Origin of the sequence: uncultured Pseudacidovorax sp., assembly GCF_913773995.1 — a bacterium.
Taxonomy (GTDB): domain Bacteria; phylum Pseudomonadota; class Gammaproteobacteria; order Burkholderiales; family Burkholderiaceae_C; genus Xenophilus.
In genome coordinates, this window is sequence record NZ_CAJYES010000051.1 from 1 (window position 1) to 9094 (window position 9094).

General features: G+C 70.4%; 10 protein-coding genes. 4 read left to right on the forward strand and 6 right to left on the reverse strand.

The annotated features are described in order from the left end of the window. Positions 1-352 (forward strand): LysR substrate-binding domain-containing protein (locus QZ772_RS04750; protein ID WP_295523547.1); only part of this gene is annotated, 352 nt, incomplete at its 5' end. A 376-nt stretch (positions 353-728) separates the two neighbouring features. On the opposite strand, the gene gloA is transcribed toward QZ772_RS04750, so the two are convergent. The 5 genes from gloA to QZ772_RS04775 all read right to left on the reverse strand — a co-directional run bounded on the left by gloA (position 729) and on the right by QZ772_RS04775 (position 5386). Then, on the reverse strand, positions 729-1145 hold the full coding sequence (gene gloA / locus QZ772_RS04755) for a lactoylglutathione lyase (protein ID WP_295523548.1): 417 nt from the start codon (positions 1143-1145) through the stop codon (positions 729-731). 94 nt (positions 1146-1239) lie between these two features. Further along, entirely contained in the window at positions 1240-1932 is a 693-nt protein-coding gene (locus QZ772_RS04760) for an ABC transporter ATP-binding protein (protein WP_295523550.1), read from the reverse strand. Further along, positions 1929-3602 (reverse strand): iron ABC transporter permease, encoded by a 1674-nt coding sequence (locus tag QZ772_RS04765; RefSeq protein WP_295523564.1) that lies wholly within the window; start codon positions 3600-3602, stop codon positions 1929-1931. Before QZ772_RS04765 ends, QZ772_RS04760 begins: the two co-directional genes overlap by 4 nt. A 22-nt stretch (positions 3603-3624) precedes the next feature. Continuing rightward, a complete protein-coding gene (locus tag QZ772_RS04770) occupies positions 3625-4677 on the reverse strand; it encodes a Fe(3+) ABC transporter substrate-binding protein (RefSeq protein ID WP_295523552.1) in 1053 nt (350 codons plus the stop codon). A gap of 163 nt (positions 4678-4840) precedes the next feature. Continuing rightward, positions 4841-5386, reverse strand: a complete 546-nt coding sequence (locus tag QZ772_RS04775; RefSeq protein ID WP_295523554.1) for a PaaI family thioesterase — start codon at positions 5384-5386, stop codon at positions 4841-4843. A 50-nt stretch (positions 5387-5436) separates the two neighbouring features. Here QZ772_RS04775 and QZ772_RS04780 point away from each other — a divergent pair, with 50 nt between their 5' ends. The 3 genes from QZ772_RS04780 (at position 5437) to QZ772_RS04790 (ending at position 8667) form a co-directional block, all read left to right on the forward strand. Next, a complete protein-coding gene (locus tag QZ772_RS04780) occupies positions 5437-5907 on the forward strand; it encodes a MarR family winged helix-turn-helix transcriptional regulator (protein ID WP_295523556.1) in 471 nt (156 codons plus the stop codon). Beyond that, positions 5900-7147, forward strand: coding sequence for an MFS transporter (locus tag QZ772_RS04785; protein WP_295523558.1), 1248 nt, complete (start codon positions 5900-5902; stop codon positions 7145-7147). Before QZ772_RS04780 ends, QZ772_RS04785 begins: the two co-directional genes overlap by 8 nt. An 86-nt stretch (positions 7148-7233) precedes the next feature. After that, complete coding sequence (locus tag QZ772_RS04790) at positions 7234-8667, forward strand: MATE family efflux transporter (RefSeq protein ID WP_295523560.1); 1434 nt, start codon at positions 7234-7236, stop codon at positions 8665-8667. Between the two features lie 4 nt (positions 8668-8671). Here QZ772_RS04790 and QZ772_RS04795 read toward each other — a convergent pair whose 3' ends face one another. Then, on the reverse strand, positions 8672-9001 hold the full coding sequence (locus QZ772_RS04795) for a hypothetical protein (protein ID WP_295523562.1): 330 nt from the start codon (positions 8999-9001) through the stop codon (positions 8672-8674). Between the last annotated feature and the right edge of the window lie 93 nt (positions 9002-9094).

Consider the following 9094-nt stretch of genomic DNA (forward strand, 5'->3'; position numbering starts at 1 on the left):
GCCCGTACTGGCTTATAGTGAGGCTTCAGGCCTCGGCCGCATCCTGCGTGCGCAGCTGCGGGAGCTGTTCGGCGACGAGGCGCAGGCCGCCATCGAGCCGCGGGCCGCCATCGTCTTCACCGCCCACCACGCCATCCTGCTCAAGGCCATGGTCCGCGAGGGCAAGGGCGTGGCCTGGTTGCCGGCCAGCCTGGTGCAAGACGAGCTGCGCAGCGGCGCGTTGGTGGATGCGGGTGGTGGGGACTGGCGGGTGCCGGTGGAAATCCGGCTGTACCGCCAGCCCGCGGCAATGTCGGAGCTGGCGGAGTCGCTGTGGCGGCTGGTGAGCGGCCCCCCGGAGACCGTGGCCTGAGCCTGCGGGGCGTGCCGCTGGAGACGGCGGGCGATCAGCCGAAGGTGCTGACCAGATAGCTCAGCAGAATTCCCATGCAGGTCAATCCGGAGAAGATGAGAACGATCTTTGCAGCACTGATGAGGGTTTCGGCGCGGGTTTCTTTGGCAGGCATGGATAGAAGCAGGCAGAAGATACAAAGCCTCTGAACATAGCGGGCGCGTAGCAGCCAACCCAGGGCATTTGTCACAACATTCAGTGGGCCCCGCGCAGCGGCGTCTACCGGGCTACGCAATGTCAACTCCGGTGACGGATCGGCATCGGCGATTGACAAAGCCTGCAGTAAGGCGGGGCGCGACCGAACCCTCTGAGCCGCCCCTTTTCTACCTGTGCCTGCTCAGCGCAGGCCTTGGCCTGCTCCGTCGTCGTCTTTGCGCTGGATCAGTTCAATCTTGTACCCATCCGGATCCGTCACGAACGCGATGACCGTCGTGCCGCCCTTCACCGGACCCGGCTCGCGCGTCACGTTGCCACCGGCCGCCTTGATCTTGTCGCAGGCGGCGTAGGCATTCGGCACGCCCAGGGCGATGTGGCCGTAGGCCGTGCCCATCTCGTAGCTGTCGGTGCCCCAGTTGTAGGTCAGCTCGATCTCGGCCTGATCGGGATTGCCGTTGCCGAAGCCGAGGAAGGCCAGGCTGTACTTGTATTCGGGGTTCTCGCTGGTGCGCAGCAGGTTCATGCCCAGTACCTGGGTGTAGAAGTCGATGGAGCGCTGGAGGTTGCCAACGCGCAGCATGGTGTGCAGCAGTCGCATGGTGTCGTGGGGTGAGGAACGAAACCGCGGATTCTCCCGTGTGGGCGATTCCTCGTCGCGGCTCGCCGCAAAAGCCCGCTGTCACCGCCGGCGCTCAGTCGGGCCGCGCCATCTCCCGCCATTGCGCCAGCCGGCCGTTGTGCATCACGCCGATGCGGTCGGCCATGGTGTGGGCCTCGGCCTCGTGGTGCGTGACGAGGATGGCGGTCTGTCCCGCGGCCCGCAGGATGTCGCGCACCTGCACCGTTAGGTGCTGGCGGGTGGCGCCGTCGAGGTTGGAGAAGGGCTCGTCCATCAGGAGCAGCGCGGGCGCGGGCGCCAGTGCGCGGGCCAGGGCGATGCGTTGCTGCTGGCCGCCGGACAGTTCATGCGGATAGCGGCCGGCCGCCTCGGCCAGGCCCACCACGCCCAGCAGTTCGCGCACGCGCTCTTCCTGCGCAGGCCTCGGTTGCTTTCGCAGGCCGAAGACCACGTTCTGCGCAGCCGTGAGGTGGGGAAAGAGCGCGTATTCCTGGAACACCATGCCCACCTGCCGCCGCTCCGGCGCCAGATGCACGCCCGGTCCGGAGAGCAGTTGCCCGCCGAGCCGGATGTGCCCGCCGCGCACCGGCTCGAAGCCGGCCACGGCCCGCAGCACCGTGGTCTTGCCGCAGCCCGAGGGGCCCAGCAGGCAGCCGATGTGACCGCCCTCGAGCGTCAGCGAGAAGCCGTCCACCACGGTGTGGAGGCCGCGTGGCGTGTCGTAGCCGAGGCGGAGGTTGTCGATGTGCAGGTCGGCAGCGGTCATGGGTGCGGCGTGATGTCGTCGGCCTGCACCGCGCCGCCGCTGACGGGCGTGCGGGCGAGCAGGGCCACGGGCAGCAGGCCGGCCAGCACGATCAGCAGAGCGGCGATGGCGCCTTCCTCGTAGGTGCCGCGGGCGGCCTCGGCATAAAGCCAGGTGGCCAGAGTGTCGAAGTCGGCGGGGCGCAGCAGCAGCGTGGCGGGCAGCTCCTTCATGGCGTCCACGAAGACCAGCAGCGCGCCGGCCGAGAGGGCAGGCCGCAGCAGCGGCAGGTGCACGCGGCGCAGCGTGCCCAGCGGGCTTTCGCCCAGCAGGCGCGAGGCCTGTTCGAGGGTAGCTGGAATGCGCGACAGCCCGGCCTCGATGCCGCCCACCGGCATGGCCAGGAAGCGGATGGTGCAGGCCACCACCAGCACCACGCCCAAGCTCATCAGCGGAAGTCCGGGCAGGCCGAAGAGCGTGGCAACGCCGGCATCGGCCGCAAGCGCCGGCGTGAGCAGGCCGATGGCCAGCACGGTGCCGGGCAGCGCATAGCCCAGGCTGGCGGCGCGTGCGGGCCAGCGGCGCGGCGTCAGCGCACCGGGCGGCTGCCGCGTGGCCCAGGCCACCACCAGCCCGGCGGCCACGGCCAGCACCGTCACGCCCAGCGCCACGGCCAGCGTGTTGCCCAGGCTGCCGATGAGCGCGGGCGAGACGCCGCCGCCCAGCCGCAGGCGCTTGATGGTTTCCCACACCAGGTAGGCGGCGGGCGCCACGAAGCCGATCAGCACCGGCAGAAGCGCGGCCAGCGTGGCGGCAAGAGCAGCCGGCCCCCGCAGGCGCCGGGGCGTCACCGCGCGCATGCGCTGCGCGGAGCCAAAGCGCTGGTGTCGGCGGCCGTGGCGCTCCAGCAGGACCAGCGCGACCACCATGAGCAGCATGGCGATGGCGATCTGTGCGGCGCCGGCCAGGTCGGAGCGGGTGATCCAGGTGGTGTAGACCGCCACGGTGAGCGTGTTGACGCCAAGGAACTCCGAGGCGCCGATGTCGTTGAGCGTCTCCAGCAGCGCCAGGCTCAGCCCCACCGCCAGGGCCGGGCGGGCCAGCGGCAGCGCCACGTGCCGGAAGGCGCCCCAGCGGCCTTCGCCCAGCAGGCGCGCGGCTTCCATCAGGTGCAAGGGCTGGGTCACGAACATCGCCCGCGCCGTCATGTAGACATAGGGGTACAGCACCATGCCCAGCACGAGGATGGCGCCGCCCATGGACCGCAGGTCGGGCAGGCGGAACTGCCGCGGGCTGTCGTAGCCAAGGGCCCAGCGGATGGCGCCCTGCACCGGCCCGAGCGGATGCAGCAGGTCGAGGTAGGCGAAGGCCACGATGTAGGTCGGCATGGCCAGCGGCAGCAGCAGCGCCCATTGCAGCCAGCGATGGCCCGGAAAGTCGCAGGTGGCCACCAGCCAGGCGCAGCCGGTGCCCACCAGCAGCGTGAGGGCGCCAACGCCCGTGAGCAGCAACGCGGTGTTGAGCGCGGCCTCGGGCAGCACATGGGTGGCCAGGTGCGTCCAGTGCGTCAGGTCGGCGTCCAGGGCCAGCCAGACGAGGCTGGCCACGGGCGCCAGCACGCCCAGCGCGATGGCGACCGTGGCCGCATGCCAAAGCCGCCCGACGGGACGCAGGCCCGCGGGGCGGCGCATCAAGGGCACGAAGCGCAGCGGCTTACTTGTCGAAGCCAACCTTGTCCACCAGCAGGCTGGCCTGCTTGCGGTGCTTGGCGATCTCGGTCAGCGGCAGCGGATCGACCTTCAGCTCGCCGATCGTCTGGCCGATGATCGGGTCGAGCGCCACACCCTTGCGGACCGGGTACTCGTAGTTGGCCTGGGCGTACATGGCCTGCGCGGGCTCGGAGACCAGGAACTCCAGCAGCTTGACCGCATTGGCCTTCTGCGGCGCATGCTTGGCCACCGCAGCACCGCTGATGTTGACGTGCGTGCCGCCCGGCTGCGTGCCGCCGAACACGGGCCGCACGACCTGGATGCCATCGCCCCACTTGCGGGCGTCGCTGCCTTCCTTGGAGCCCTTCATCTGGCCCACGTAGTAGGAATTGGCCAGGCCCACGTCGCAGATGCCGCCCAGGATGTCTCTGGCCACGTCGCGATCGCCGCCGGTAGGCTTGCGCGCCAGGTTGGCCTTGACGCCGCTGAGCCACTGCTCGGTCTTGGCCTCGCCATGGTGGGCGATCATGGCCGCCACCAGGGCCGTGTTGTAGGGATGCTGGCCGGCGCGGATGCAGACCTTGCCCTTCCACTTGGCATCGGCCAGGTCCTCGTAGCGGAAGGTGGGCAGCTTCAGGCCCTTGTCCGCATACAGCACGCGGGCGCGCATCGACAGGGCATACCACTGGCCGTCGCTGCCGCGCAGGTTGGCCGGAATGGCGGCATTCAGCGCGGCCGACTGCACAGGCTGCGTGGTGCTGGCCTCGACGAGGTCCAGCAGGTTGCCCACGTCCACCGTCATCAGCACATCGGCCGGCGAGCGCTGGCCCTCGGCCTTGACCCGCTCGACCAGGCCGTCCTTGACGAACACGGTCTTGACCTGGATCTGCGTCTGCTGCGTGAAGGCGGCCAGCAGCGGCTGGATCAGGCCGGGCTCGCGGGTGGTGTAGACGGTGACTTCGCCCTGGGCCTGCGCAGCGACGGCTGCGGTGCCGACGAGGCCGGCAAGCAAGGCGCGGCGCGCCCAGGCGCCACGGGGCGCGATCGATGCATTCATTGGGATTCCCACTCCAGGTTTTTCGAAAAGGTCAGACCGGTCGGTCGACGGGCGCCGCGCTTCTCATCGTTGTTGTGCTTGCGGGCTGAGAAGCATTATCAACGCCGGCCTGCGGCGTCTTCATCAAACCTGGATGGAACGTCGGGTTGCTCCGGCGCTGAGTTCAGCGCGAACGCAGGTCGAACACCAGGCAGGTGGTCGTGGCATGCGCGTAGAGCGTGCCGTCGGGCCCCACGAGCCGTGCCTCGGCCGTGGCCAGCTGACGGCCGCAGTGGATCACCTGGCCGATGGCCCGCACGCGCGGCACCTGCGGCGTGATGGCGCGGACCATGTTGATGCCCAGCTCCGCGGTCGTGTAGCTGCGACCGGCGGGAAGGCTGGTGTGCACCGCGCAGCCGAGGGCGGAGTCGAGCAGGGTGGCGAACCAGCCGCCGTGCACCGTGCCCAGCGGGTTGAGGTGCTGCGCCTGAGGCTGACCCTGGAAGACCGCGCGCCCGGCCTCCGCCTCGATCAGCACGAAGTCCAGCGTACGGGCGATCTCGGCGTAGGGCAGTTCGCCGGCGAGCATGGCCTGCATCACCTCCAGGCCGCTGCGGCCCATCACCTGCTCGGGCCGTGCCACGCCGGGGCCGGCACCGGCATCCAGGCGGGCGCGCACGGTGGCCTCGTCGTCCAGCCAGCGCTGCAATTCATTCGTGCTCTCGCTCATCGCATCTCCTTTGATTGCATATGCAATAGTTGCAGATACAATCATAGGTCATGACCACCATCGCCAAGCCGCAGGGCTGCACCAACTTCAAGCTGCGCCAGCTGGGGCGGCGCGTTTCGCGCCTGTACGACGCCGAGCTGGCGCAGGTCGGCCTCAAGACCACGCAGTACTCGCTGCTGTCGCATGTGCTCAAGCTGGGGCCGCTGCGCCCGGTCGACCTGGCGCGCGCGATGGGTCTCACCGCCTCGACGCTGACGCGCAACCTGCAGCCCTTGCTGGCCGCCGGCTGGATCGAGCAGGCCGAGGGGCCCGATGCGCGCAGCCGGCTGCTGCACATCACCGACGCCGGCCGCGACAAGCGGGCCGAGGCGCAGCGCCGCTGGCGTGCCGCCCAGGAACGGCTGAACGAAGTGATGGGCCTGGAGCGGGTGCTGGCCCTGCATGGGCTGCTCGACGAGGCCATCGACCTGCTGCGCGCCAACGAGGACGGCGATGCCGATGAAGGAGAAGAGCATGAGTGATTCGACATCCGCCACCGGCGCGGCGCGCCTGCCCGCGCTCTGGCTGGTGCTGCTGGCCGCCGCCGGCACCTTCGCGCTGACGATGGGCGTACGCCAGACCATGGGCCTGTACCTGCCCTCGCTCAACACCGCCACGCACCTCGGGCTGGGCAGCATCAGCCTGGCCTTCGCCTTCGGCCAGCTGTGGTGGGGGCTGACCCAGCCCTTCGCCGGTGCGCTGGCTGACCGCGTCGGTACCGCGCGCACCGTCTTGCTGGGTGTGGTGCTGGTGGCCATCGGCACCTTCATCACGCCCTACATGACGAGCACGCTGGGGTTGATCCTGGCCGTGGGCGTCCTGGCAGCAGGCGGTGCCGGCATGGCCGGGCCGTCTGTCATGATGGGCGCGACCATGCGTCTGGTGCCGCCGGCGCGGCGCGGACTGGCCACCGGCGTGGTGAATGCCGGTGGCTCCTTCGGCCAGTTCGCGCTGGCGCCGGTGGCCATCGGCCTGACGGCCGCGGTGGGCTGGGCGGCGTCGATGCAGTGGCTGGGCGTGCTGGTGCTGCTGGCCTTGCCGGCAGCCTGGGTGCTGCGCGGCAACTCGCGCGCGCTCGTGGCGCAGCAGGCGGCCGCCGGCGGGCCGCGGGCCCTGACGGTGCGCGAGGCCATCGGCCAGGCCCTGGCCACGCCCAGTTACCGCTACCTCGCGGCGGGCTTTCTGGTCTGCGGTTTCCACGTCGCCTTTCTGGCCACGCATCTGCCCAGTGTGGTGGCGGCCTGTGGCCTGCCGCCGGCGGTGGGCGGCTGGTCGCTGGCGGTGATCGGCCTGTTCAACATCGTCGGCAGCCTGGCCATGGGTTGGGCCGTCGGGCGCTGGCGCATGAAGTCGCTGTTGTCGCTGGTGTATGCGACGCGCGCGGTGGCGGTGCTGGTCTTCCTGCTGGTGCCCAAGACGGTGGCGGTGATGCTGGTGTTTGCGGCGGTGATGGGGGTGAGCTTTCTTTCCACCGTGCCGCCCACCGCGGGGCTGGTGGCCAAGATGTTCGGGCCGGCCAACATGGCCATGCTCTTCGGCCTCGTGATGCTGTCGCACCAGATCGGCGGCTTCCTGGGCGCCTGGATGGGTGGTTGGGTGTTCGAGCGCACCGGCAGCTATGACCTCATGTGGTGGATCGACATCGCGCTGGCCGCTGGCGCGGCGCTGGTCAACCTGCCGATCCGCGAGTCGCCACCCGCGCGCGCCATGGCGCCGGCCTGAGGCAGCGCTTTCCTTCACTTTCCTTCGTGGCACGGGTGCCGCCCCAAGCGGCGGCGCCGCCGCATGCCCGCTTTCAGGACCTTGCCATGACCTCAGCGCCACCCCGGCTCGACCCGCGCACCCGAATGCTGCTGGAAGGCCCCATCACGCCCACGCTGCTGCGCCTGGCCGTGCCCAACATCGCGGTCATGTTCGCGCAGGCGGCCATCGGCCTGGTCGAGACCTACTTCGTCGGCCGGCTCGGCACCGATGCGCTGGCTGGCATGGCGCTGGTCTTCCCGCTGGTGATGCTGATGCAGATGACGTCGGCGGGCGCCATGGGGGGCGGCATCGCCTCCGCCATTGCGCGTGCCCTGGGTGCGGGCCGGCGGGAAGACGCGCATCGGCTGGTGTGGCAGGCGGTGGCCATCGCGCTCGGATTCGGCGTTGCCTGCACGGCAGCGATGTGGCTGGCCGGCGGCTGGCTTTACGCCCGCATGGGCGGGGAGGGCCCGGTGCTGGCCGCGGCGCTGACCTATTCGCACTGGGTGTTCGGCGGTGCTGTGCTGGTGTGGTTGTTCAACTCGCTGGCGGCCGTGGTGCGCGGCACAGGCAACATGGCATTGCCGGCGCTGGTGACCATCGTGGGTGTGGTGGTCGCGGTGCCTCTGTCGCCGATGCTGATTTCGGGTTGGGGGCCGATCCCGCCGCTGGGCATCGCAGGCGGGGCCATTGCGCTGCTGCTGTACTACCTGGGGGGCACGGTGGCGCTGGCGCTGTATCTGCGGTCCCGGCGCAGCCTGCTGCAGCCCGCGTGGTCGCAGGCGCAACTCAACTGGCCGCTGATGCGCGGCGTGCTGCGCGTGGGCTTGCTGGGTGCGGTCTCCACGGCGGCAACCAACCTCAGCATCGGCATCGCCACCGGTTTGGCCGGCCACTGGGGGGCGGGTGCCATTGCCGGTTACGGCACCGGTGCGCGGCTGGAGTACCTGCTGGTGCCGCTGGTCTTCGGCCTGGGTGCGCCGCTGGTGGCGATGGTGGGCACGAGCATGGGCGCCGGCCGCCCCGAGCGCGCGCTGCGCGCAGCCGGCGTCGGTGCCGCGCTGGCCTTCGCCATGACGACCGTGATCGGCCTGGCCGCCGCCCTCTGGCCGCTCGCCTGGCTGCGCCTGTTCGGCCAGGACCCGGCGATGCTGGAGGCGGGGACGTCTTACCTGCGTGCAGTGGGGCCGTTCTACGGATTCTTCGGCGTCGGGCTGGTGCTGTACTTCGCCTCGCAGGGCGCGGGCCGGCTGATGTGGCCGGTGCTGGGCAACCTGCTGCGCCTGCTGGTGGCGGGCGTCGGCGGCCTGGTCGTGGTGGCCTCGGGTGGGACGCTGGCGCAGGTGTTCGCGGCGCAGGCCGCAGCGCTGGTCGTCTACGGCCTCGTCATCGCCTGGAGCATCGCGGGCGGCGCCTGGTTCGGCCGGGTGGGCTGGCCGCGCTGGCCCGGACGCGAAAACGCCACCCTGGGTGGGGTGGCGCTTCGGTCAGACCGTTGAACCGTCAGTAGCGGTAGGGGTTGTGCGGCCGGCGGTCATAGCGGTTGGGCACGCCGTCCCGGTCGGCATCGCCCCAGCCCCGACGGTGGTGCGGTGGACGATGGTAGTGGTGCGGCGGCGGGCCGTAATACCGCGGCGGGGGGCCATAGTATTGGCGCGGCGGCGGCGGGTAGTACACGGGGGCGGGCACCGGCACATACGCGGGTGCTGGCGGCGGGCCACCCAGGTACACCTGCGCCTGGATGCTCGGGCCGCTGGCTTGCGCGAGGGCCGGGACGGCGAGTCCGGCCAGCGCCAGCGCACCTGCCGAGAAGGCCATGGTCAACTTGTTCATCACGACTCCTTGCTTCCTGTCGGTTGTTGGTGAAGCGATGGTCGCCGACCCTTGTCAATGCCATGTAAGCGGCCGAAGAAGCGCGGAAAGAAG